This window comes from Amycolatopsis pittospori, from assembly GCF_013870525.1.
In the GTDB taxonomy this organism is placed as follows: Bacteria; Actinomycetota; Actinomycetes; order Mycobacteriales; family Pseudonocardiaceae; genus Amycolatopsis; species Amycolatopsis pittospori.
In genome coordinates, this window is sequence record NZ_JACBXD010000001.1 from 1 (window position 1) to 24064 (window position 24064).

The 24064-nt window shown below is 68.5% G+C and carries 20 protein-coding genes and 1 pseudogene; 9 read left to right on the forward strand and 12 right to left on the reverse strand.

The genetic code is table 11. The features are described from left to right. The 3 genes and pseudogenes from H5J31_RS39675 to H5J31_RS00015 all read left to right on the forward strand — a co-directional run. Positions 1–1714 (forward strand): annotated as a pseudogene (locus H5J31_RS39675) (hypothetical protein); the annotation flags it as partial. Between the two features lie 4 nt (positions 1715–1718). Continuing rightward, positions 1719–2564 carry an immunity 49 family protein gene (locus tag H5J31_RS00010; protein WP_181770296.1) on the forward strand — a complete coding sequence of 282 codons (846 nt, stop codon included), beginning with the start codon at positions 1719–1721 and terminating at the stop codon, positions 2562–2564. 31 nt (positions 2565–2595) lie between these two features. Further along, positions 2596–3471: a ferredoxin gene (locus H5J31_RS00015; protein ID WP_181770297.1), complete on the forward strand. Its 876-nt coding sequence runs from the start codon at positions 2596–2598 to the stop codon at positions 3469–3471. A gap of 18 nt (positions 3472–3489) precedes the next feature. On the opposite strand, the gene ilvA is transcribed toward H5J31_RS00015, so the two are convergent. Continuing rightward, positions 3490–4692 carry a threonine ammonia-lyase gene (ilvA, locus tag H5J31_RS00020; protein ID WP_181770298.1) on the reverse strand — a complete coding sequence of 401 codons (1203 nt, stop codon included), beginning with the start codon at positions 4690–4692 and terminating at the stop codon, positions 3490–3492. A gap of 94 nt (positions 4693–4786) precedes the next feature. On the opposite strand from ilvA, the gene H5J31_RS00025 reads away from it, so the two are divergent. Continuing rightward, a complete protein-coding gene (locus H5J31_RS00025) occupies positions 4787–5065 on the forward strand; it encodes a hypothetical protein (RefSeq protein ID WP_181770299.1) in 279 nt (92 codons plus the stop codon). A 124-nt stretch (positions 5066–5189) separates the two neighbouring features. On the opposite strand, the gene H5J31_RS00030 is transcribed toward H5J31_RS00025, so the two are convergent. From H5J31_RS00030 to H5J31_RS00055, 6 genes are all read right to left on the reverse strand, one after another. Next, on the reverse strand, positions 5190–6347 hold the full coding sequence (locus H5J31_RS00030) for a cystathionine gamma-synthase (protein WP_181770300.1): 1158 nt from the start codon (positions 6345–6347) through the stop codon (positions 5190–5192). A 51-nt stretch (positions 6348–6398) separates the two neighbouring features. After that, positions 6399–7007: a hypothetical protein gene (locus H5J31_RS00035; RefSeq protein ID WP_181770301.1), complete on the reverse strand. Its 609-nt coding sequence runs from the start codon at positions 7005–7007 to the stop codon at positions 6399–6401. A gap of 42 nt (positions 7008–7049) precedes the next feature. Beyond that, entirely contained in the window at positions 7050–7529 is a 480-nt protein-coding gene (locus tag H5J31_RS00040) for a hypothetical protein (protein WP_181770302.1), read from the reverse strand. A 64-nt stretch (positions 7530–7593) separates the two neighbouring features. Further along, positions 7594–8154 (reverse strand): hypothetical protein, encoded by a 561-nt coding sequence (locus H5J31_RS00045; protein ID WP_181770303.1) that lies wholly within the window; start codon positions 8152–8154, stop codon positions 7594–7596. 153 nt (positions 8155–8307) lie between these two features. Then, on the reverse strand, positions 8308–9717 hold the full coding sequence (locus tag H5J31_RS00050) for a hypothetical protein (protein ID WP_181770304.1): 1410 nt from the start codon (positions 9715–9717) through the stop codon (positions 8308–8310). A 232-nt stretch (positions 9718–9949) separates the two neighbouring features. After that, positions 9950–11320, reverse strand: coding sequence for a cystathionine beta-synthase (locus H5J31_RS00055; RefSeq protein ID WP_181770305.1), 1371 nt, complete (start codon positions 11318–11320; stop codon positions 9950–9952). 180 nt (positions 11321–11500) lie between these two features. On the opposite strand from H5J31_RS00055, the gene H5J31_RS00060 reads away from it, so the two are divergent. After that, positions 11501–12721, forward strand: a complete 1221-nt coding sequence (locus H5J31_RS00060; RefSeq protein WP_181770306.1) for an acetyl-CoA C-acetyltransferase — start codon at positions 11501–11503, stop codon at positions 12719–12721. A gap of 82 nt (positions 12722–12803) precedes the next feature. Here H5J31_RS00060 and H5J31_RS00065 read toward each other — a convergent pair whose 3' ends face one another. The 5 genes from H5J31_RS00065 to H5J31_RS00085 form a co-directional block, all read right to left on the reverse strand. After that, complete coding sequence (locus H5J31_RS00065) at positions 12804–14336, reverse strand: DHA2 family efflux MFS transporter permease subunit (protein ID WP_181770307.1); 1533 nt, start codon at positions 14334–14336, stop codon at positions 12804–12806. A gap of 225 nt (positions 14337–14561) precedes the next feature. Then, on the reverse strand, positions 14562–15830 hold the full coding sequence (locus H5J31_RS00070; RefSeq protein ID WP_181770308.1) for a YeeE/YedE family protein: 1269 nt from the start codon (positions 15828–15830) through the stop codon (positions 14562–14564). 225 nt (positions 15831–16055) lie between these two features. Then, the gene (locus H5J31_RS00075) at positions 16056–16619 is read right to left on the reverse strand and encodes an LppU/SCO3897 family protein (protein WP_181770309.1); all 564 of its coding nucleotides are present in this window, start codon (positions 16617–16619) and stop codon (positions 16056–16058) included. Between the two features lie 144 nt (positions 16620–16763). After that, positions 16764–17306 (reverse strand): LppU/SCO3897 family protein, encoded by a 543-nt coding sequence (locus tag H5J31_RS00080; RefSeq protein ID WP_181770310.1) that lies wholly within the window; start codon positions 17304–17306, stop codon positions 16764–16766. Positions 17307–17375: 69 nt separating this feature from the next. Then, the gene (locus tag H5J31_RS00085; RefSeq protein WP_181770311.1) at positions 17376–18215 is read right to left on the reverse strand and encodes a Bax inhibitor-1/YccA family protein; all 840 of its coding nucleotides are present in this window, start codon (positions 18213–18215) and stop codon (positions 17376–17378) included. A gap of 314 nt (positions 18216–18529) precedes the next feature. Between H5J31_RS00085 and H5J31_RS00090 the strand changes: the two genes are divergently transcribed. From H5J31_RS00090 to H5J31_RS00105, 4 genes are all read left to right on the forward strand, one after another. Continuing rightward, positions 18530–19999: a SpaA isopeptide-forming pilin-related protein gene (locus H5J31_RS00090; protein WP_181770312.1), complete on the forward strand. Its 1470-nt coding sequence runs from the start codon at positions 18530–18532 to the stop codon at positions 19997–19999. A gap of 13 nt (positions 20000–20012) precedes the next feature. Continuing rightward, a complete protein-coding gene (locus H5J31_RS00095) occupies positions 20013–20696 on the forward strand; it encodes a class F sortase (RefSeq protein ID WP_181770313.1) in 684 nt (227 codons plus the stop codon). A gap of 100 nt (positions 20697–20796) precedes the next feature. Then, positions 20797–22788, forward strand: coding sequence for an SDR family oxidoreductase (locus H5J31_RS00100; RefSeq protein ID WP_181770314.1), 1992 nt, complete (start codon positions 20797–20799; stop codon positions 22786–22788). Positions 22789–22906: 118 nt separating this feature from the next. Then, the gene (locus H5J31_RS00105) at positions 22907–24034 is read left to right on the forward strand and encodes a coiled-coil domain-containing protein (protein ID WP_181770315.1); all 1128 of its coding nucleotides are present in this window, start codon (positions 22907–22909) and stop codon (positions 24032–24034) included. Positions 24035–24064: the final 30 nt, after the last annotated feature.

The following is a 24064-nucleotide window of genomic DNA, read 5'->3' on the forward strand; positions in this document are numbered from 1 at the left end:
GCACGACCGCGGCCCTGACGGCGAACCCGACCGCCCGCTGACCCCGGACGAGGTCAACCAACGGCATTCCGAAGGCACCCCCGCGGGTAGCTCGTACCACCGCGGCGACGCCGACATGGGCGACCTGCCGCACCGCGTCCAACCGGACCCGGACGGCCGCTACACCGTCGACGTGCACGTGACGCCGGACGGGCACGCCCGCATCGGCAACCGCACGTACACCCCCGAGGAATTCGCGGATATCTTGCGCCGCAACGGGGATTACGACGGCCGCCCGATCAGGCTCATCGGCTGCGACGCCGGCTCGAACGACTTCGCGCGCCGTCTTTCGCGGGAACTCGACACCGAGGTCATGGCGCCGAGCAGGCCGGCCTGGACCGACTCGAACGGCCGTGTCTTCTCGTCCGACTACGAGATCGGCCCCGACGGCCGTCCCCGTCCGAAGATCCCGCCGAACGGCGAATGGGACGTCCACAGCCCCGACGGCACCGCCCGCCGGGCGAGCGACGACGGCTTCACCCCGGACACCTCGCACGCGGACAAGCAGGACGTGGACGCCGACAGCGCCCGCAGCCGCGGTGACGGCGACGACGACGGTCCGCCGGGCTGGCAGGACAAGCCGGACGAGAACGGCCGGACTCCCCGGCAGAAGATCGCCGACGACGACTACCGCAAGGCGAACTACTACGAGTACCCCGGCAAGGACGGCCCCGAACTGCGGGTCAACCCGCGACGCAGTGCCAACAACCCCCACTACGACCCGAACCCGCCGCAGGTCGACCTGGTCGGCGGCCAGCCGCGGTTCAAGAGCGAGCGTCCGCCCGCCGAGTTCCAGGGCTTCGACAAGGACCGCTCGGACACCTTCCCGCCGAAGCGCGAGGACAAGCCGGAGTCCGGTTCGGACGGTCAGGACGGTGACTCCCGGCAGTCGCCCGAGCAGGACGCGTCGTCGGACACGCCCGATCGGCGCACACCGGGCGAAGACGTCGACACCCGGAACTGGCGGGAACGCGATTACGACCGGATCGACGAGAAGATCGAGGAACGGCGCGGCAAGCAGAACGATTTCGAGAAGGAGACCGAAGGCACCGACGAATGGTCCAAGGCCTTCAGCGCCAAGAACGACGCTTCGGAGGCACTGGGCGAGGAGGCTTCGCACCACGCCATCCGCGACCGCCTGCACCGTGACTTCAGCGCGTCCTTCCCTGGCGAACAGTTCGACGTGCGCCCCCACCCGGACGCCCCGGAAGGAAGCCAGCGCTACCAGATCGTCGACGGGGACGGCAATGTCCGCGCCGACATCACCCCGAAGCACCCGACCGGTGGCGGCAAGCCCGGACCGGGCAACTTCGACCACATCTGGGAAGTCAAGTACGCGGGCGTCAAGGAGCCCCACTATGTCGTCCACGAGGCGAAGGGGCCGGGCGGCAAGCCCAGCACGCGTTACCTCAAGGCCGAGGACCGTGTTGTCCGGCAAGGACATCCGGACTACTACGACGACCTCGTGGCGAAGACCAGGAAGGCCGATCCGGTCCTCGCCGAAGCCCTGGAGCGGGCGAAACTGGAGAAGCGGCTCGACTACATAGAGATCAGGGCGCGGGTCGACGAGTCGGTCACCCCGCATGTGAACCTCGGATACGATTTCAAGCCGTACGGCGGGTTCGGCTACAAGTCGCCGCTGCCCGAGCCACCGCCGCCGCCGAAGAAGGACTGAACCCATGACGACTGTGCCGAGGCACCCGGTGGACCGTGACGCGGTCCAGAAGCTGCTCGACGTTCTCGCTCCGCAGATCAGCTTCTACATCGACTACGTCGAGCAAGACCCGGCCGCGCTGAAGAACGTCTTGGGCCGGGCACTGGCGCTCACCCAGTACGAATCCGTACTCGACCCGGCGGCCGCGGAAACCCAGACCTGGGAGGATCTCCGGACCTCCGCCCAGGCCGCGACGGCGATCTTCACCGCCGCCGCCACCGGCGAGGGTGAGATCGAGGCCGTGGTCGCGAAACCCTCGCGATTCCAGGCCACCGGTCCGGTGTCGTACGCGAACGCGGGCGCCTGGCTCACCGCGATCTGGCTCGCGATCGTCAACCGGGAAGACGAACTCGTCCAGCGGCTCTGCGCCGTGCCCGATGAGGTGCTTCGGGCTTCGGGCGTCGAGCACGACGCCTACGTCTATCCCTGGGTCCAAACCGTGCGGAACTTCCTGACCGGCCAGGAGATCACCCCAGAGCTGTTCGACACCGTGATGGACGGCACCGACCCGGACGCCGGAGGCGGCACGCCTCCGCGCGTGATGGCGCAGATCGTCTATCCGCCCGTCGAGATGTTCTACTACCTGCTCCGGCGCGATTCGGAGAAGTTCACCGTGTCACTGACACGCGCGCTGGAACAGCACCGGAAGTACTGGACGAGCGACGAGGACCTCGTCGACGAACCCGACGGGTTCATCGCGTTCGCCCCGCTCGCGATCGCCGTACTGGCCAGGTCCGTCGGGATGACCGTCGAGGTGGAGTCGGAGTACCTGCCGACGAACTTCCTGCTGGGCAACCGCCCCGCCGCGTGACGCGGCAGGCGCGGATGAAGAGGGAGAGACCATGAGCGGGCCTCAGCCGCCCTTGAACCAGCAGCAGCAACAGCAGCTCGTCTGGCAGGTGGGCCACGTCCTCGCGACACCGCTCCCGCCCGGGTGGCAGCAGATGCGCGTCGAATACCGTGCGGCGGGCAGGCATGTCGAGGTCGACCTGCTCGTCACCGGGCAGGACGGCCTGCCGCGTCCGGCGCAGCCGAGCCCGGAAGCCATGCAGTTACTCGGCAACCTTCGTGCCGGGATGTACCAGCCCGGTCGCGGTACCTGGCTGAGTGCCATCCTCGTCTACGGCTCGACGACAGTGCTCGGCGCCGATTTCCTCGCCGACGTGGAGCCACCCTGGCGGCGTACCCCACCGCAGATCGGCTTCCAGGACGAACTCCGGTTCTTCCCGCGAGCCGAGCAGTACATTCCGCCGTGGCTGCGACAGCGGGCCGGACTCGAACCCGCTCAGCCATCGCAGCCCGCCGAGCCGCTGGTGGCGACCCCGCCCGCCGAAGCCCCGGAGGCGCTGCGCTCGCCGCGGGTCTACGACGGTCTCGACGAGTCGGGCCGTCCGGTGGTGAACCGTGAGCCGCTGACCCCGGCCGAGCGGGAGCGCGTGCTGGAGTACCTCGACGGCGCACCGGTCGTACTGGCGTCGCGGACCTACGACGCCGACGCGTTCGATCCCGACAGGGAACCGTTGGTGCCGTTGAACTTCCGCACGGACGGCCGGTGGTACTGGCCGGGCGCGGTCGCCTACTACCTGCGCGAGCACGACGTCGCGCCCGATCCCGAGCTGCTCACCCACATCCGGGCACTGCGGTTCACCCTGCCGGAGGTCGGCGAGCCCGAACGCGAACTCGCGGTCACCGCCATCACCGGCCAACCGTCCGCTTAGGACTCACCCTCGGGTGACTCAAACCACCGTCCAGCCCGCCGTCTGCAGCGCCTCCGCCACCTCGGCGCAGTGCGACGGGCCGCGGGTCTCCAGCGCCAGTGAGATCTCGACCTCGCCGAGAGCGAGACTGCCCGAGACCCGCGAGTGCTCGACGTCGAGCACGTTCGCGCCCAGTTCGCTGACGCGGGAAAGCACCGAAGCCAGCGAACCCGGCCGATCCGGGACCCGCAGCCGCAGCTTCAGATACCGGCCGCCCGCGGTCATCCCGTGCCGGACGATTTGCAGCAAGAGCACCGGGTCTACGTTGCCACCGGAAAGGATCGCCACGATCGGCGGCTCGAAGGCGCCCGGGTGCTGCAGCAACGCCGCGACACCCGCCGCTCCGGCCGGTTCGACGACGAGTTTCCGTCGCTCAAGGCACAGCAGCACCGCCCGCGAAAGCGACTCCTCGGTCACCGTCACGATGTCGTCGACCAGTTCGGCGACATGCGCGTAGCTGACCGGTCCCGGCTCTCCGACGGCGATCCCGTCGGCCATCGTGTGCATCTCGCGCAGCCGGACCGGCGCGCCGGCGGCGAGCGACGGCGGATACGCGGCGGCCTCCTCGGCTTGGACGCCGACGATCCGGACGTCCGGGCGAAGCGCCTTCAGTGCCGAAGCGACCCCACCGACGAGTCCGCCGCCGCCGGTGGAGACCAGGACCGTCCGCACGCCGGGGACCTGGTCGAGGATCTCGAGCCCGACCGTCCCCTGCCCGGCGATGATGTCCGCGTGGTCGAACGGATGGATGAACACCGCCCCGGTCCGCTCACTGAACGCGACGGCCTCGGCGAGGGTCTCTTCCAGCACTTCGCCATACAGGTGGACGTCGGCGCCGTAGCCCTGGGTAGCAGCAAGCTTCGGCAGCGGCGCGCGCTGGGGCATGAAGACCGTCGCCTTCGTCCCGAGCAGCGCCGACGCGAGCGCGACCCCTTGCGCGTGATTACCCGCGCTCGCCGCGACCACTCCGCGGCCGCGGTCCTCGTCGGACAGCCCGTGGATCCGGGTGTACGCGCCGCGGATCTTGAACGAACCGGTGCGCTGGAGGTTCTCGCATTTGAGATGGACCGGGCCGCCGTGAACCTTTCGAAGGTCTCTCGCGTGTTCCATGGGAGTCACGCGAGTCACGCCTTCCAGCAGCTTGCGTGCCGCCCGGATCCTCTCGACATCGACCAGTTCCATGAGCGGGATGATGCCACCTGACGGATACGTCACGTGACAAGTTCACTGTCCGGGTACTCTTGACGTCGGCGGCGAAGGTGACCAGGGAGCGCGCATGGCACGGGGGAACATCGGCAGGGTCCGGGCGACCCGCTCCGCCGGGGTGCTCCCGGTCGTGCTGGCCATCACCTCGGCCGCCCTGCTGACCGGCGCCGCCGTCTACACGGTCGACCGCGCCGGCTGCGTGGACCCGGGCCAGTACATCCGGCACGACAACCACATCGAACTCGTCGGCGGCTGCGTCGACGGCTCCGAGCTGCCCGCCGCGCCGCGGGAGTCCGCGCACGAGGCCGACGCGAAGTCCGGCGTCCAGCCCAGCAACTTCCGCCCCTGACACGGGCGATCCCTCCCACCACACCGCGCTGACCAGCGCGAAAAGAGCAAGGGACCTTTGCTATCACTCTCTTTTGGAGAGTGATAGCAAAGGTCCCTTGCTCCCTTCCTGGGCTCGGCGGCGGTCAGCCCAGGGCTTGAGCCAGATCGTTGACCAGGTCGCTGCCGTCCTCGATGCCGACCGACAGGCGCAGCAGGTTGTCCGGCACCTCCAGGGTGGACCCGACGGTGCTCGCGTGGGTCATCCGGCCCGGGTGCTCGATGAGCGATTCGATCCCGCCGAGCGACTCGGCGAGGATGAAGAGCTTCGTCTTCGACGCGACGTCGAGGGCGGCCTGCTCGCCGTCGACGTGGGTGAACGAGATCATCCCGCCGAAGCGCCGCATCTGCTTCGAAGCGACCTCGTGGCCGGGGTGCTCCGGCAGACCCGGGTAGTAGACGTGCTCGACCTTAGGGTGCTTGAGCAGCATCCGGGCGATCAGTTCGGCGTTGTCGCTGTGGCGCTCCATGCGCAGCGCGAGCGTCTTGATGCCGCGCAGGGTCAGCCACGCGTCGAACGGACCGGGCACCGCGCCCGCCGCGTTGCGCAGGTAGAACAGCTGCTCGCGCAGTTCGTCCTCGTTGGTCAGGATCGCGCCGCCGACGACGTCGGAGTGCCCGCCGAGGTACTTGGTCGTCGAGTGCAGGACGACATCGGCACCCAGCGAAAGCGGGTTCTGCAGGTACGGGGTGGCGAAGGTGTTGTCGACGACCAGACGCGCGCCGGCGCCGTGCGCGACTTCGGCCAGCGCGGCGATGTCCGCGATCCCCAGCATCGGGTTCGTCGGCGACTCGCACCAGATCAGCTTCGTCTCCGGCCGGATCGCGGCGCGGACCTCGGCGATGTTCCCCAGGTCGGCGACCGTGTGCTCGACGCCCCACAGGCTGAGCACCTTGTCGATCAGCCGGAACGTGCCGCCATACGCGTCGTTGCCGAGCACGAGGTGGTCGCCGGGACGCAGCGTCGCCCGCAGCAGGACGTCACTGGCCGCCATCCCCGACGCGTAGGCAAGACCGTGCCGCGCGCCTTCGAGCGCCGCGAGCGCGACCTCCAGCGCGGTGCGCGTGGGGTTCGCGGTGCGGGAGTACTCGTAGTCGCCTTCGCGCGTGCCGCCGACGCCGTCCTGCGCGTAAGTCGAGGTCTGATAGATCGGCACGATGACCGCGCCGGTCCGGGGATCAGGAGTCTGCCCGGCATGGATCGCGCGCGTTTCGAAGCCCAGCAGAGAGTAGTCATCGGCCATACGGTCCAGGGTACGACCACCACCTCGAGATCCCATCGTCTGGGATCGAACTCACCACTGCCCGGGTGGCGTTCCCGGCTGTCGCGGCGGCGGGTAACCGGATGGTGGGTATCCGGACGGCGGCTGCGGATAGCCGAAGTTCTGCGGCGGCATGAACACCGCGGGCTGCTTCGTGGCCCCCACCCAGCGCGCCGTCGGCGGGATCAGCGCCAGCACGAGTGTCGCGATCGCCGGGATGAAGAGCTGGATGACGAGCCCCAGGAACCCGTAGAGGACGCGCACCCCGCTGTACACGAAGTAGAAGTCCGAGCCGGTCGCGCGCAGGACCACCGAAACCAACCCGAGGAGGATCGCCGCGCCCCCGCCGACCACGACGAGCATGCGCCCGGTGCTTTTGCGCCTGAGCAGCAGGATTCCGCCGAGCAGCAGGAGCACACCGACCGCGAGATCGAGGATCCCGCCGATGAGGACCTCGGCATGGAACCGGCCGAACGTCAGGATGACGGTCCAGACCGACCCGGACAGAAACCAGACTCCACCGAGGATCGCGAGGATGCCGGCGATGATCCCGGTGGCGCTGTTCGGCTTCGGCGGCATTCCCGGATGCGGGTAGGCGCCGGGCGGCGGATAGCCCTGCGGCGGGTACTGCTGGTACGTCATTTCGCCCCCTGTCGAGATCAGGAACTCATCCTGTCAGCACCGCTACCAGCCGGGAAGCCGATCCTGCTTCGACGGTTCCTCGTCGTCCTTCCGCTTCCCTTCCAGCCAATCCGCGGTAGGCCGGATCAGCGCCAGCACCAACGCGGCCACAGCCATCCCGAAAAGCCCGAAGGAACGGATGTCGGACGACGTCTGCGTCTCCCCGATCGCTTCGGTGAAGAAGTAGATCCGAGCGTCGTCGGGGACGAAGAGCGTTGCCAAGAGGGAAACCGCCACAGCCGTCACAAGCAGGACGCGGCCCGAGTTCTTCCTCCGCAGCAACAGGATGCCGCCCACGACCAAGGCCGCTGCCACGGCCACGTTCCAGAGGAGCCCGACGACGTACTCCGGGAGTCCACCGTCGACGAAGAGCTGGAGGAAATAGACGGCCGCCTCCGCCAGTTGGCGCACGGCGATCAGAAAGCCCAGGACCGCCGCGGCGATCGCGGTGCCCGGAGTCGGCGAAAACCCTTGTCTGCTCATGAGCTCCCCCAAGTCGAGCCGGCCGCCGGACGAACCAGCGCGTGCGGCCGGGCTCGTCAGGATCTCACCAGCCGCCTTGCTGCGGATACTGGTTTTGCGGCCGGAAGGGCTGTGCGGCGGCGGGCTTCCAGCGCAGGTACTTCAGCGTCGGCGGGATGATCGCGAAGATCAGCGTGAACGGGACGACCGCGAACATGACCACGCGGACGACGGCGAGGAACGTCTCGAATTCGAACTGCGCGCGGAAGTAGATGCCGTAGTTCCCGTTGAACGCGAGCGGTTCCGCCAAGGCGGCGGCGATCACCATCGACGCGCCCAGCACCAGGAGGACGGCACCGGCGACCGAGCGGAAGAACGCCGACAGCGCGCCGATCAGGAGGATCAACGCGCCGAGCAGGTACAGCCCGAGCGCGGTGAGCACGAATCCCGGCAGATTGCCGATGCTCACCCCGGACGGCAGTCTGAGGAAGAAGTAGACCGGGATGAACCCGGACGCGCCCGCGGCGACGAGTCCGAGCAGCGCGGCGATGACCGCGGTGGCGCCATTCGGGCGAGCCTGCTGTGGGGGGTATCCGAAACCGGCCGGTCCTGGCTGCTGTGCGGGATATCCGTACGGACCGGTCACGTCGCCCCCATCAGCCGGGTGTGGGTTAACGGCGCTCACCCTAGCCGGGCGACCTCCGCTGTGGCGGCGGATTCGGGAGACCTCCGCGAAAACATGATGCCCCCGGCCGAATGGCCGAGGGCATCATGCGCGAAACCGTTCAGTGGCTACGGATCACCACTGCTGCGGGGGCTGGCCCGGCTGCTGACCGGGCTGCTGGCCCGGCTGGCCGAATCCGCCGCTGGGCGGCCCCTGGTATCCGGGCTGCTGCCCGAACCCGCCGGGTTGCTGCTGCGGCGGCTGGCCGTAGCCACCCTGCTGCTGCGGCTGACCCGGCTGCGCGAAACCACCGCTGGGCGGGCCCTGCTGGCCGGGCTGCTGCCCGAAGCCACCCTGCTGCTGCGGCTGACCCGGCTGCGCGAAGCCGCCCGAGGACGGAGCGGGCTGACCCGGCTGACCGTAGGGACCCGGCTGCGGCTGGCCGTACGGGCCGGGCTGACCCGGCTGGCCGAAACCGCTCTGCGGCGGTCCACCGAAGTGACCGGGCTGGCCGCTTTGCGGGGCGCCGAGCACCGAACCGCCGCCACCGAGGCCGACGAACTGCGCGGTCTGCGGGATCAGGCCCACCACACCGACGATCAGGATCAGGACGCCGAAGATCAGCTGCGGCAGGCCGATGCCGATGCTGACCTCGCTCGGCACGTTCTCACCCGACGCGCTCGTGGCGCCCAGGAGCAGGATGCCGAAGAGGACCAGCAGCGCACCGCCCGCGGCGACCGCGATCGGCAGGATCTTCTTGATCCCGGCCGGCAGCTTGCCCGCCAGGGCGAGACCGGCACCGGACGCGGTCGCGATGAGCGAGGCGACCAGCAGCAGGATCACGAAAAGCCAGACGGTGCCGGGCGACGACAGACCGAACTGGTCGAGGGCCTTGTCGACGGCCTCCTGTCCGATCTTGGCGGACTGGGCGTCGACCGCTTCGGAGAAATCGCCCGCGTCACCGAAGTAGACGAAGGTGAAGACCAGCGCGAGAAGACCGAGAAGGCCGACCAGTCCACCGGCGATGAACCCGAAGAGCGGGTTCGCGCCGCCGGCGGGGGCGGGCGCACCGGGGTAACCCTGGGGCGGTCCGCCGAAACCGGGCTGCTGGCCGAAACCGCCCTGCGGCGGTCCACCGAAGCCCTGCTGCTGGCCGAAACCGGGCTGTTGCTGGCCCTGCGACGGGTCGAACCCGCCCTGCGGGGGCCCGCCGAAGCCCTGCTGCTGACCGAAACCGCCGCCCTGGGCGCCATAGGCACCGGCCGGGTTGTCGGCCGCGCTCGGCGGCGGGGCGTACGGGATGGCGGGCGGCTGCGAACCCGGCGGCACGAGCTGGGTCGATTCGCCGGGGGCGTCGCCGCCCCCGCTCACCGGCTGCACGACCTGGGTCGCGTTGGCGTCATTGGAGCCCGGCTGCACCGGCTGAACGACCTGGGTGGGCTCCGGGGTGTCGCCGAACCCGCCGCCCTGGGGCTGCTCGTACGAGGGCTGCCCGTACTGCGGTTGCCCGTAGTCGGGCTGGCCGGGTTGGGCGGGCTGCACCACCTGGGTCGGTTCCGGGGAACCGAACGGGTTGTCTTGCTGCGGCTGGGGGCCACTCGGGGGTCCCTGGGGTGGCTGGGCGCCACCCCAAGGCTGATTCGGTGGCTGCGGAGCACTCATTTGGGTCTTGAACCCCCTTGACGAGGACATGAAAGTTCAACTCACCCACACGCTATCGGATGGCCGGGTGGTGCGCTCGTAACGCCCCGGCCCGACCATCCGATGAAATGCCTCTTTACCGTCCTGCGAGAAACGCGAGCAGGTCGTGCCGGGTGACGACGCCCGCGGGCTTACCGTCCACCAGCACGAGCGCGCCGTCGGCACCCGAGAGCGCGTCCATCGCCGAACTCACCTGTTCACCGGCGCCGATGGTCGGCAGCGGCGGCGACATGTGCTGCTCGAGCCGGTCGGCCAGCTGGGCCTTGCCGGTGAAGAGCGCTTCGAGCAGGTCGCGTTCGTTGACCGCGCCGACGACCTCGGCCGCCATGAGCGGCGGTTCCGCGCTGACGACGGGCATCTGGCTGACGCCGAACTCCGCCAGGATCGCCACCGCTTCGGCGACGGTCTCGTTCGGGTGGCTGTGCACCAGGTTGGGCAGCGAACCGCTCTTCTTCATCAGGACGTCGCCGACGGTCGCGCCGCTCGAATCGGGCGGCAGGAAGCCGTAGGAGGACATCCAGTCGTCGTTGAAGACCTTGGTGAGGTAGCCGCGGCCGCCGTCGGGAAGGAGCACGACGACGACGTCGTCCGGGCCGAGGCCCTCGGCGAGTTTGAGCGCCGCCGCGACGGCCATGCCGCACGAACCGCCGACGAGCAGCCCTTCTTCGAGCGCGAGACGGCGCGTGATGTCGAAGGAGTGCGCGTCCGAGATCGGGATGATCTGGTCGGCGACGTCACGGTCGTAGGTCTCCGGCCAGAAGTCCTCACCGACGCCCTCGACCAGGTACGGCCTGCCCGTCCCGCCCGAGTACACCGAGCCTTCGGGGTCCGCGCCGATGACCTGGACGCGGCCGTCGCTGACCTCCTTGAGGTACTTGCCGGTGCCCGAGATCGTGCCGCCCGTGCCGACTCCGGCGACGAAATGCGTGATCTTGCCCTCGGTCTGGGTCCAGAGCTCCGGGCCGGTCGAGTGGTAGTGGCTGGCCGGGTTCTCCGGGTTGGCGTACTGGTTCGGCTTCCAGGCGCCCTCGATCTCGCGCACGAGACGGTCGGAGACGTTGTAGTAGGAGTCCGGGTGCTCCGGCGCGACCGCGGTCGGGCAGACCACGACGCGGGCACCGTAGGCCTTGAGCACGTTGCGCTTGTCCTCGCTGACCTTGTCCGGGCAGACGAACACGCACTTGTACCCCTTGCGCTGCGCCACCATGGCCAGCCCGACGCCGGTGTTGCCGGACGTCGGCTCGACGATGGTGCCGCCGGGCTTCAGTTCGCCGGAACGTTCGGCGGCTTCGATCATCCGCAGCGCGATGCGGTCCTTGACGCTGCCGCCGGGGTTGACGTACTCGACCTTGGCCAGGATGAGCGGTTGCAGCCCCTCGGCAAGGGAGTTCAGCTTGACCAGAGGGGTGTTGCCCACGAGGTCCACGATGTGCTCGACGTAATCCACGTGGACAGCCTAAACGCCGCAGGTCGGGATGTGTCCACTCAACTCCGGTGGCAACCGGCGCCATCGAGTGGTGTGGTGTGGATCGCGTTCGCCTTTGACCCGCACCTCACTCCGGTGGAGGATGCGAGGTGAGCAACCGCTTAGCGCGTGTCTGGATCGAAAACAAGGGAGTGTCGTTCCATGCCCGAAGCCGTCATCGTCTCCACCGCCCGATCCCCGATCGGCCGCGCCGGCAAGGGATCGCTGGTGAGCATCCGCCCGGACGACCTCACCGTGCAGATGGTCCGCGCCGCCCTCGACAAGGTCCCCGAGCTCGACCCGACGCAGATCGAAGACCTCATGCTGGGCTGTGGTCTCCCCGGCGGCGAGCAGGGCTTCAACATGGGCCGCGCGGTCGCCGTCGAACTCGGCTACGACCACCTTCCCGGCTGCACGATCACGCGATACTGCTCCTCCAGCCTCCAGACCACCCGCATGGCACTGCACGCGATCAAGGCCGGCGAAGGCGACGTATTCATCTCCGCCGGTGTCGAGACCGTCTCGCGCTTCGCCAACGGCAGCTCGGACTCCTGGCCGAACACCCACAACCCGCTGTTCGCCGACGCCGAGGCCCGCACCGCGCAGGTGGCGGCCGAAGGCGCCGACAGCTGGAGCGACCCGCGCGAGAACGGCGTCCTGCCGGACGTCTACATCGCCATGGGCCAGACCGCCGAGAACCTGGCGCGGCTGAAGAACGTGTCGCGCGAGGAAATGGACGAGTTCGGTGTCCGGTCGCAGAACCTCGCCGAAAAGGCCATCGCCGACGGCTTCTGGGCCAAGGACATCACCCCGGTCACCCTGCCGGACGGCACCGTGGTCTCGAAGGACGACGGTCCGCGCGCCGGGGTCACCCTCGAAGGCGTCTCCGGCCTCAAGCCGGTGTTCCGCCCCGACGGCCGGATCACCGCGGGCAACTGCTGCGCGCTCAACGACGGCGCCGCGGCGGTGATCATCATGTCGGACACCAAGGCTCGCGAACTGGGACTGACCCCGCTGGCCCGCGTCGTCTCGACCGGTGTTTCCGGGCTGTCGCCGGAGATCATGGGCTACGGCCCGGTCGAAGCGTCGAAGCAGGCGCTTTCGCGCGCCGGCCTTTCGATCGGCGACATCGACCTCGTCGAGATCAACGAGGCGTTCGCCGCGCAGGTCATCCCGTCGTACAAGGACCTCGGGATCGACCTCGACAAGCTGAACGTCAACGGCGGCGCGATCGCCGTCGGCCACCCGTTCGGCATGACCGGCGCGCGGATCACCTCGACGCTGATCAACTCGCTGCAGCACCACGACAAGCAGTTCGGCCTCGAGACGATGTGCGTCGGCGGCGGCCAGGGCATGGCGATGGTCCTCGAACGCCTCTCCTGACCTGCGAAAAGAGAGCAAGGGACCTTTGCTGCTACTTTCCTGAAGAAAGTAGCAGCAAAGGTCCCTTGCTCCGTTTCCGCGGCTAGTGGGTCATGATCGGCGGGGCCGCCGGGACCTCGCCGTCGACACCCTCGGGCAGCGCGGGCCTGGTCTTCGGCAGGAACGCCGCCGGGATCAGGCACAGCGCGAGCAGGATCATCGACCACAGGAACGTCGTCGAGAACGCGTCCGCGGTCAGTCCCGAAGCCACCTCGTGCGTCGCCGGGTTGAACACCGCGGCGGTCGCGGCCAGCTGGCCCTGCGAGGTCGGCACGCCGAACTTCCCGGCCAGCAGCGCGGCCAGGATGATCGACAGCACCGCCGCGCCGATCGCGCCCGCGGTCTGCTGGAGGATGTTCGTCGCCGTCGACGCCTTCGCCATGTCCTGCGGCTTCAGCGTCTGCAGCGCGGCCGACGTGATCGGCATCATCGTCGCGCCCATGCCGAGCCCCATCACGAACAACGCCGAAAGCAGCAGCCAATACGGCGTCGTCGCGGTGACCTGGGTGAAGGCGATCAACCCGGCGAGCATCAGCACGAGACCCGGCAGCACGATCTTCCGCGCGCCGATCTTGTCGGCGAACCTGCCCGCGATCGGCATCGTGAGCATCGCGCCGACACCCTGCGGGGCGAGCAGCAGGCCGGCGTTCATCGCCGATTCACCGCGCGCCAGCACGAAGTACGTCGGCAGCAACAGCATCGCGCCGAAGAACGCGACGCAGAAGAACGTCATCGTCACCATCGCGACGGAGAACGACCGGTTCTTGAACAGCTTCAGGTCCAGCAACGGGTTCGCGACCCGGTTCGCCCGGAACACGAACGCCACCAGGAGCCCGATCCCGGCCAGCGCAGGCAGCCAGACGTCCACCGCGCCGACACCGCCCGCCGCCGGGATGTTCGAAACACCGAAGATCAGCGCCGCCAGCCCCGGCGACACCATCAGCATGCCGACGAAGTCGAAGCGCTCGCTGGGTTCCGGCCGGTCCTTCGGCAGCAGGCGCCACGCCAGCGCCAGCGTGATCAGGCCGATCGGCAGGTTGATGTAGAAGATCCAGCGCCAGCTCACCGCGTCGACCAGCCAGCCGCCGAGGATCGGGCCGCCGATCGGGCCGAGCAGCATCGGCACGCCGAGCACGCCCATCACGCGGCCGATCCGGTGCGGACCCGCGGTCCGGGTCAGGATCGTCATACCGGCGGGCATCAGCATGCCGCCGCCGAAGCCCTGCAGGATCCGGAAGACGATCAGCGATTCGACGTCCCAGGCCATGCCGGCGAGCATCGACCCGATCAGGAACAGCCCGATCGCCACCATGTAGAGGCGTTTGGTGCCGAACCGGTCCGAGGCCCAGCCGGTGATCGGGATGACCGTGGCCAGCGCCAGCATGTACCCGGTCGCGATCCACTGGATGGTGTCGAACGACGTCTGGAACTCGATGGTCAGTTTCTGGAGCGCGACGTTGACGACCGTCGTGTCGAGGATCGCCATGATCGCGCCGAGGATGACGACGACGGCGACCCTGAGCACGCCGGCGTCGAGTTTGTCGCCGCCCGGCGCGGCCGGGCTTTGCGTTGACATGAAGGAACCGTCCCCTGATGCTCGGCTGACGCGACGACCCCCGCCGGTCGCGACCGCGAAATGACGCCCGGCACCGTCGCCAGGCCTTCCCCACTGCGCTTGTGCGTTGATGCACAAGCGCGAAGATGTAGCCGAGGGTAGCCGAACACGGGTTTTACATGCCAACCTTTTCCCCGTATGCGGGCCGAAAGGGCAAGTCCGCATACGGGATGTCACGAAGAGTGATCAGCAGACGCTGTCCGTCGGCGCCGGGTTGCCGAGGCCGAACAGCGGCCGCAGCTTGAGCCCGATCCACGTGCCGCCGAGCGCGAACACGCCCCACAGCCAGCCGTGCAGGCTGCCGACCGAGATCCCGCCGAGGTAGGCGCCGATGTTGCAGCCGCCCGCCATCCGCGCGCCGATGCCCATCAGGATGCCGCCGAGCACCGCGGCGACGGCGGTGCGCCACGGGATCGAGCTGTGGATCTTCCAGGCGCCCGCGGCCGCCGCGGCGACACCCGCGCCGATCATGATGCCGATGTCGGTGAGGCTGTTCTTGTCCTTCCAGATCGGCCCCGCGAGCGAAGCCGCGTTCGCCTTGAGCCGCCAGAACTCCCAGGTCTCCGGGTGCAGCCCGAACACCTGCAGGATCTTGGCGCCCCACAGGCTGAACGCGCTCGTGACGCCCCAGATGCCGCCGGAGACCAGGAAAACGGCACCAGCCAGCACACCGAGGACGACGGCGCCGACGAGGATCGGCCACGACCCGCGGAAGATCCGGGCGACGCCGTGCGCGGTCGGGACGACGTCGGTCGGCGGCGGGTTGCGGCGCTTCTGCACGAACCGGGTGCCCAGCACGATCGCGGCCAGGACGGCGATGGTGATCGCCCACGAACCGAACCAGCCGACGTGGTCGGAGAGCAGGATCCCCTTGAACTCCGGCCAGCCGGAAAGGACCGGGTACGCCCAGGTGTAGACGACCGAGCCGGTGATGAACCCGCCCAGGGTCAGCACGATCGTCGACTGCCCGGAACCGACCGCGAACAGGGTTCCGGACGCGCACGCGCCGCCCAGTTGCATGCCGATGGCGAAGATCGTCGCGCCGACGAACAACGCGAGCCCCAGCCCGCCCGCGGTCGGATTGGGCGTACTGCCGAACAGACCGGATCCGGTGCCGACGATCAGCGCGATCAGCGTCGCGGCCGTGCCGAGCAGCAGGGTGTGCGCCCGCAGACCCTGGCCGTTGCCGACCGCGATCAGCTGGCGCCAGGCCGAAGTGAACCCGAAGCGGGAGTGGAAGAGGGCGAGGCCGAGCAGCAGACCGAGGATGAGCAGAACGCCGAACTTCGCCCCGTGTGCCGCCCAGACGTACCAGGTCAGGCCGACCGCGAGGGCACCGGCGATCGCCAGCGGCACGATCTTGACCGGCTCTTCCGGTTGCGGGACGGGAGCGGCGCAGGAGGTCGGGAAGTCGAGGAGCTTCTTCTCGCCGGCTTGGGTTTCTGTCGTCGCCACCAGGACTCCAGGTCGATCGGCGGGTTGGGGACGAGCAACGTTAGGACCGGTGACCACCCGATCGCAGCCCGTCCCACACTGTGCGACGAACGGACGCTCGCACAGGGCCGGATGGCGGCGGTGAGAGCAAAGGTCCCTTGCTCCCCGCAGCCGGACCCCGAACGCGCGAAGGCCCCCTTCCCTCGGTTCGATCCGGGGGAAGGGGGCCTTCAGGCGAGTCCGGCGTTACTCCGCCGTCTTGATGCAGATGGTGGTCGGCGGCGTCGAGTAGAGCGCCACCCGCGTGGCTTCGGTGCCTTCACAGCTCGCCTTGTCCGAGGTGTTGGCGACCTTCACCAACTCCGCGTCCTTGGCGGGATCCGTGCACGCGACCTTCATGTAGCCGGCGGTCTGCGAGTTGAAGCCCTTGAGGCAGTCGCCCTGCTTGGCGTTGACCATCAGGCAGAGCTTGTACGACATCCGGCCGGACATCGAGATGGTGTCGTAGTCGCCTTCCGGGCACGACTCGTCGCCGCCCACGCGCGCGGCGACCTTGACGTTCGCCTCCTGCGCACCGCAGTCGGCCTTCTTCGGCTCGTCGGCGGTCCGCGAGAATTCGGTCACGCTCAAGCAGTCTCCGGCCTGCGCGTTGCCCGTGCCGGTGAAGTAGTTGACCAGGAACAGGCCACCACCGATGACGACGACGAGCACCGGGATGGCGAACCTCAGCCAAGCGAGCTTGGATCGCTTGGGCGCCGCCGGCTGACCGCCGGGAGGCGGACCGAAAGCGTCGGGCTGTCCCACCGGCATTTGGCCCCCAGGGGCCGGCTGGGAAGTGGTCACCGAGAAACCTCACAGTTGTGAAGAGGAATGAGAACCTCGGTATCAAACACTCATCGTGATCAACGCGACGCACCGACCCCCCGAACGGGTGAAAATCGCTGGTCGAAGCCGCTATTTACTGCTCTTGATGCACAGCGTCGAAGGCGGCGTCGAATAGACCTCGAGATGAGTCGCTTCGGTGTCCTCACACGCCTTGTCGCTCGCAACACCTTCGGCGACCTTCACGATCTCCGCGTCCTTCGCGGGATCCGAGCACGGCACCTTCTGGTACGCCACGGCGTCGGCCAGGAAGTTCACCAGGCAATCGCCCTGTTTCGCGTTGATCATCATGCAGAGCTTGTACGAGGAGAACGTCCCGTCGACGGTGAGTTCGTCGTACTCGCCTTCAGGGCAGGCGACGCCGCCTTCGGTCCTGGCCCCGACCTTCGCGTTGGCCTCGGCCGCGCCGCAGTCCACCTTCGCCGGGTCGACGCCGACGTCGCCGAAAGTGGTGATCGCGTAGCAGTCGCCCACTTGGGCGTTGTCCGTGCTGGACGCGTATCCGACGATCCAGGTCGCGGCACTCATCACCACGATGGCGACCGGCACCAGGATGCCGACCCAAAACCACTTCGACCGCTTCGGCCGGGCCGGTTCATCGCTGTATTCGGTCATGGCATCAGAGTATTCACGACGAAAAAGGGCGCCCCGATGGCTCGGGGCGCCCTTTCGTCAGGTCGTGCGTCAGTCGTTTTGGAAGTACGACAGGAGACGCAGGATCTCGAGGTACAGCCAGACCAGCGTGGTCATCAGACCGAAGGCGACGTACCAGGACCACTTCGACGGCGTGCCTTCGCGGATCATCCGGTCGGCCTGGTCGAAGTCGAGCAGGAAGCTGAACGCCGCGACACCGATCACCACGAGGCTGAAGATGATCGCGATCGGACCGCCGTCACGCAACGGGTTGAAGCCGAAGAAGAGACTGGTGACGAGGTTGACCAGCATCATGATCGCGACGCCGACCACGGCGCCGATGATCCACTTGGTCAGCTTCGGGGTGACCTTGACGGCACCCGTCTTGTAGACGACCAGCATCGCGATGAAGACACCGGCGGTGCCGACGATCGCCTGCAGCGCGATGCCCGGGTAAAGGGCCTCGAACAGACCGCTGATCGCACCGAGGAAGACACCCTCGACAGCCGAATAGGCCAGCGTGAGCGGGCCGCTCGGCATCTTCTTGAAGATGATCACCAGCGAGATCACGAGGCCGACGAGCATCGAGCCGACGAGCACGCCGATCACGGAGCCGGGGACGCCGGTGATCTTGCCGGAAGCCGACACCGGGATCTGGCTGATCGCCCAGATCGCGGTGAGCACACCGGTCACCAGCGCGGTGCCGAGGCTCAGGGCCGTCTTGATGACGACGTCGTCGACGGTCATGGGACGGTCGTCGGCACCGGCGGAGGTCTGCGGCGGGCCGTAGCCGGGGACCCCGCCCTGGGGTTGGTTGAAGCCTACGTTGGGTCCGTACTGCGCCGCGCCACGCGGCAGGTTCCGGAACGCCGGGTTGCTACTGGATCGCACCTGATCCTCCTGGATCTACTGGCACCTGCATCGGGTTCAACGACCGCGGGGGCCGCCCGGTTCCCGTCGAAGTAAAGACGACTTTACTCACATTCCGCGCGGAACCCATCCCCCACACCGTATGCGGCGGAGATCACCAACCGTTCACCGATACCCCACCTGATGACCTATTGCCAAAACCGCTGATCACAGGCCACCCTGCACGTTGCGTGTTCGGATAAACACCGAAGGCGTGTCGGGGAACCTATCGATCGTGTGACCTGCATCGACGTAAAGGCGCCGGGGCAGAGCACGGCCAAAGGAGTCAACACACCATGGGGTGGACCACACGCCCGAGCGTGCGTTCGCGCGCCTTGACCAGCCTGATCGCGACGTGCCTGCTCGGCGCGCTGTCCGCCACCGTCGCGGCACCTCAGGCCTCCGCCGACAAGAAGGAGGGCGTCGGCTACGAGGTCACACCCGGTCAGACGGTCGAGAACAAACCCAGAACCCGCGACTGGCTCGGTTCCTACGTCGTCAACGGCAAGCACGTGTTCTGCGTCAGCTTCCAGTTGAAGGCACCGGATTCGAACGAGCAGTACAAACCCGGTGACGAACTCCTCGACAAGTGGGGCGCGAAGCTCCCCGAGGACACCGCGGCCAACATCTCCTACCTGCTGCTGCGTTACGGCGGCACGTCGAACAACGCCGAGGCCGCCGCGCTCGCGCATCTTCTCCATTCTTGGACTTCGAAACCGCGCACCGCCGACGACCTCAAGCCGGACCGGCCCGCCGACAAGATCGGCTACGACGCGCCGGCACACCTCGACAAGCTGAAGGCGCAGCACGCCGACGCCGCCACGGCCGTCGAGAAGCTGACCAAGGACGCCGAGGCCAACCGCGGCCCGTGGACCACCGCGATCGCGCCGCCGAAGGAAGACCAGCACATCGGCACCGCCGGCGAGTGGACGATCAGCGTCAAGAACGCCAAGGGCAAGGGCGTCTCCGGGGTGCCCGTGCAGCTCACGCCGTCGAACGCGACGGTCGACAGTGGCGAGAGCACCAAGCCCGCGTCGACGTCGACCGCGAAAGCCGCGAAAGCGACCACGGTGAAGACCGGCGAAGACGGCACCGTCACGGTCAAGGTGACGCCGACCGGTGACCAGCCCAAGCTGGCGAGCTCGCTGTCCGCGCCCGCGGACCGGCCGTACGTGCAGTTCCCGGTCGAGACCGGCGTGCAGAAGGTCGTCTCGACGGGTGGCGAGAAGGAACTGAAGGCGCAGGGTGTCGCCGTCGTCTCGAAGCCGGGCAAGGTCCAGGTGACCAAGGTCGACGCGAAGACCGACAAGGGCATCGCGGGTGCCGCGCTGCGGATCACCGCCAAGGACAAGACCACCGCCGCCGTCGGCCACGACGGCAAGCCGCTCAACGGCGCCGACGGCAAGCCCGCCGTCGTCACCACCGAAGGCGAGAACGGCACGGTCGTCGTCGAGAACCTGCGGACCCCGCAGGAGATCTGCGTCGTCGAGGTCAACGCCCCGCCGGGCTACACCAACGCGTTCGACCCGAAGAATCCGCCGTCCGCCTGCGGCGAGGTCAAGCCGGGTGAGACGCTGGCGCTCAAGGTCGCCAACACGCCCAACGAGGTACCGCGCACCATTCCCGCCGGCGACCGGCCGGTGGCGATGATGCAGGGCACCGTCGAGAACTCCGCGTCGACCGCCGGGATCCTCGGCGTCGGTGCGCTCGCGCTGCTCGGATCGATCATGGTGGGCGTGGCCGCGCGGCGGTCTTCGCGACGTTAAAGAGGATTCAGGAATGTCTGTACGACGCGGGTTCGCGCTGGGAGCCGTCACGGTCCTGTGCGCGGACCTCGTCGCGGCCCTGCTGATCTGGCCGCCGACGACCATGGTGGCGGGGACGGCTCAGCCCGTCTCCGCCGCCGTCGCGGGCGGCGCCCCGGCCGCGCCCGCGCAGCAGGAGGTCCCACCTCCACCGGAGATCGTCCCCACGACGCCTCCGCCTGCCCCGCCTCCTCAGCAAGCACCTCCGCCCACCCAGCCGCAGGGACCGAGCACGATCCGGCTGCCCGCGGGCGGCGGGGCGAAGCTGATCCGCAAGGACCTCGGCCCGGGCGCGGAGCTTCCGGTGCCGGAAAACCTCGGCGAGGTGACCTGGTGGGGCGCCGAGCTGAGCGCGGCCACCGGGGCGAGCGTGTTCGCCGGGCACGTGAACTGGAAGGGTGCGACGGGTCCGTTCGCGGAACTGTGGAACGACCGGATCGGCGGCGCGGTCACCGTGGTCGACAAGGCAGGAAAGCCTTGGCAGTACAAGGTTTCCCAGCTGATCACGCTGAAGAAGAACGAGCTGCCGCAGCGGGCCGACGAGCTGTTCGGCCAGTCCGGTCCACATCGGATAGTCCTGGTGACCTGCGGCGGCCGCTGGATCGGCGGGGAGACCGGCTACGCCGAGAACCGGGTCGTCATCGCCGACCCGGCCTAGTTACCCGTGAGTAACTTCACCGGAGCCGTGGTGGTCAGCGCCGTCGTCATGCAGCAGAATGCCCAGGGGACGCGGGCGAGCACGGTGAAGGGTGAGGCAGATGGCGACATTTCTGGTGACCGGGGCGACCGGACTGATCGGGCGCCAGTTCACCCGGCTACTGCTCGCCAGGGAGGACGTCGACCGGGTCGCACTCCTCGTTCGCGCGTCCTCACAGGACAAACTCGCGAAACTCGTGAACGCCTGGCCGCATCCGGAACGCGTCACCCTCGTCACCGGTGACCTCGGCGAACCGCTGCTCGGCGTGAGCGAAGACGACCGCACGAAGCTTCGCGGTGTCGATCACGTCGTCCACCTCGCCGCGCTCTACGACCTCACCGCGGACGACGAAGCCAGCATCAAGGCCAACGTCGAAGGCACCGCGCAGGTGATCGCGCTCGCCGCGGACCTGAACGCCGGCTGCCTGCACCACGTGTCCTCCGTCGCCGTCGCCGGTGACCACGAGGGCATGTTCACCGAGGAGATGTTCGACGTCGGCCAGCGGCTCATGACGCCGTACCACCGCACGAAGTTCGAAGCGGAACGGCTCGTGCGCGAGCAGCAGGACGTCCCGTGGCGGGTGTACCGGCCCGCGGTCGTCGTCGGGAACTCCGAAACCGGCGAGATGGACAAGATCGACGGCCCGTACTACCTGTTCCCCGCGATCAGCAGGCTCGCCGGGCTGCCGGATGTGCCGATCGTCGGCCCCGACCTCGGCGACACCAACGTCGTCCCGGTCGACTACGTGGCCGAGTCGCTCCTCGCCTTGATCTCCAAGGAAGGGCTCGACGGGCGCGCGTTCCACCTGGTCAATCCGGAGCCCCAGCCGGTCGTCTCGGTGTACAACGCCTTCGCGAAGGCCGCGGGCGCGCCGACGATCTCCGTACAGCTCAACGACCGCTTGTCCAAGGGCATCGTCAACCTCGTCAAGCTGAGCGAGCACATCCCCGGCTTCACGATCGCGCGCGACGCCGTGCTGGAGCGGCTCGGCATCCCGCCGGTGCTGCTGGAGACCATGGCGTTCCCGTCGGTGTTCTCGTCGGCGTCGACCCGCAAGGCGCTCATCGGCTCGGGCGTCGAGGCGCCCCGGATCGAGGACTACGCGCCCACGCTGTGGCGCTACTGGCGCGAGCACCTGGACCCGTTCCGCGCGCGCAAGCACGGTCCCCGCGGCGAACTCGACGGCCGCCGCGTGATCATCACCGGCGCCTCGTCGGGCATCGGCCGCGCGACCGCGATCAAGGTCGCGGCCGCGGGCGGCGTGCCCCTGCTCGTGGCGCGGCGGCAGCACGAACTCGAAGAGGTGCGGGACGAGATCATCGCCGCCGGCGGTACCGCGTCGGTGTACCCGGCCGACCTGACCGACGAGGAATCGGTGCACAAGGCCGTCGACGCGATGCTCGCCGAACACGGCCGCATCGACATGCTCGTCAACAACGCCGGCCGTTCGATCCGCCGGTCGATCAAACTGTCGTACGACCGGTTCCACGACTACGAGCGCGCGATGGCGATCAACTACTTCGGCGCGGTCCGGCTCATCCTCGCGGTGCTGCCGCATATGTCCGAGCGGAAGTTCGGGCATATCGTCAACGTCTCGTCGATCGGCGTGCAGGGAATCGCACCGCGCTTTTCCGCTTATGCGGCGTCGAAGGCCGCTTTGGACTATTTCTCCCGGATCGCCGCGACCGAAACCCACGGTGACGGGATCACCTTCACGACCATCCACATGCCACTCGTGCGCACGCCGATGATCCGGCCGACGAAGATCTACGACGCGTTCCCGACGAAATCGCCGGACCAGGCCGCCGAAATGGTGATGAAGGCGCTGAAGGAACGCCCGAAACACATCGGCACGCCCGCCGGGCAGGCGATCGGTCTCGCCTACACGCTCACCCCGGGACTCACGGATGCCGTGGCCTACCAAGGTTTCCGCGTCTTCCCGGACTCCGCGGCCGCGGGTGGCGGCGGCGGACTGAAAATCGGCAAGGGCGAACAGCATCTGTCCCGTGCGGCGATGGCCCTCGCCCGGCTCAGCCGCGGCTTCCATTGGTGACACTGCGCACACGGGTGGCGGCCGTTCAGGTGAGGGTCAGCAGCTGAGAGCCGACACACGTCGGTGAATCACCAAGCCTGACAACGGCGACGCCGGGTACGCAGGTACCGTCGTGACCATGGTTCCCGAGCGAGACAACGGCCTGTTGCCCCTGCGGCGCGAGTACACCCAGGCCTGGCACGGCTTCGACCGGAACGAAGTGCGCCAGTATCTGGATCATCTCGAAGCCCAGCTGCATCGCGTGATCACCGACCGAGACGCCGCCATCGCGCAGGCGACGTCGGCCACGCGCGAACTCGAAACCGTGCGCCACGAGGTGGCGAAGCTGAACGCCAGAATCGAGGAACTGAAGAAGCCGCCGGAGCGGCTCGAGGACCTCGACGAGCGGATGCAGCGCACCGTGACCCTCGCGCAGGCACGCGCGGACGAGGTCACGAAGCGCGCCGAGGTCGCGGCCGAGAAGCACTGGGCTTCGTCGAGCGAGGCGTCGAAGAAGCTGCGTGAGCGCTACACGCGCCTCGTCGCCGAGCTGGACAAGCAGGCCGACGCTCTGCACTCCGAGCACGAGTCCGCGCTCGCCGAGACGCGGGCCGAGGTCCAGCGGCTGACCGTCGAGGCCGCCCAGCGCCGGGAACTGCTGGACAACGAGGCCGAACGCAAACGTCGCAAGATCGAGCGCGAGTTCGAGCAGACGATGACGGCTCAGCGCACCTCGCTCGAGAAGCACATCGCCGACCAGCAGACGGCCAGCAAGAACCAGGCCGAACGCCGGATCGCCGAGGCCACCGCCGAGTCGAAACGTCGCCTCGACGAGGCGACCGCCGAGGCCAAGCGCCGGCTCGACGAGGCCACGACGACCGCCGCCCAGCGCACGACCGCCGCCCAGCGGAAGGTCGAGCGCCTGGCGGAGATCCGTGAGCAGGCTCGCAAGAGCCTGATGCAGGCCGACGAGGTCCTGAAGGGCAGCGAAGCGATGCTCGCCGCCCTGCCCGCGGAGTCGGTGATCCCGCACGCTTCGAAGCTCGTCGGTGGCGACAGCAAGCCCGAGGAGACCAAGCCGGCGAGCAAGCCCGCCGAGCCCCCCGCCTCGAAGGCCACCGCCCCGGCCAAGCCCGCCGCCAAGCCCACTGCCGCCAAGCCCGCTTCTTCGGCGCCTGCCGCCGCTGCGCCGAAGAACGGACAGAGCGACCAGAACGGCACGCAGGCGAACGGCCAGAAGCCGGCACCCGCCAAAACCGGCTCCTGACCAGGACGAAGTAGCAAGGGACCTTTGCTA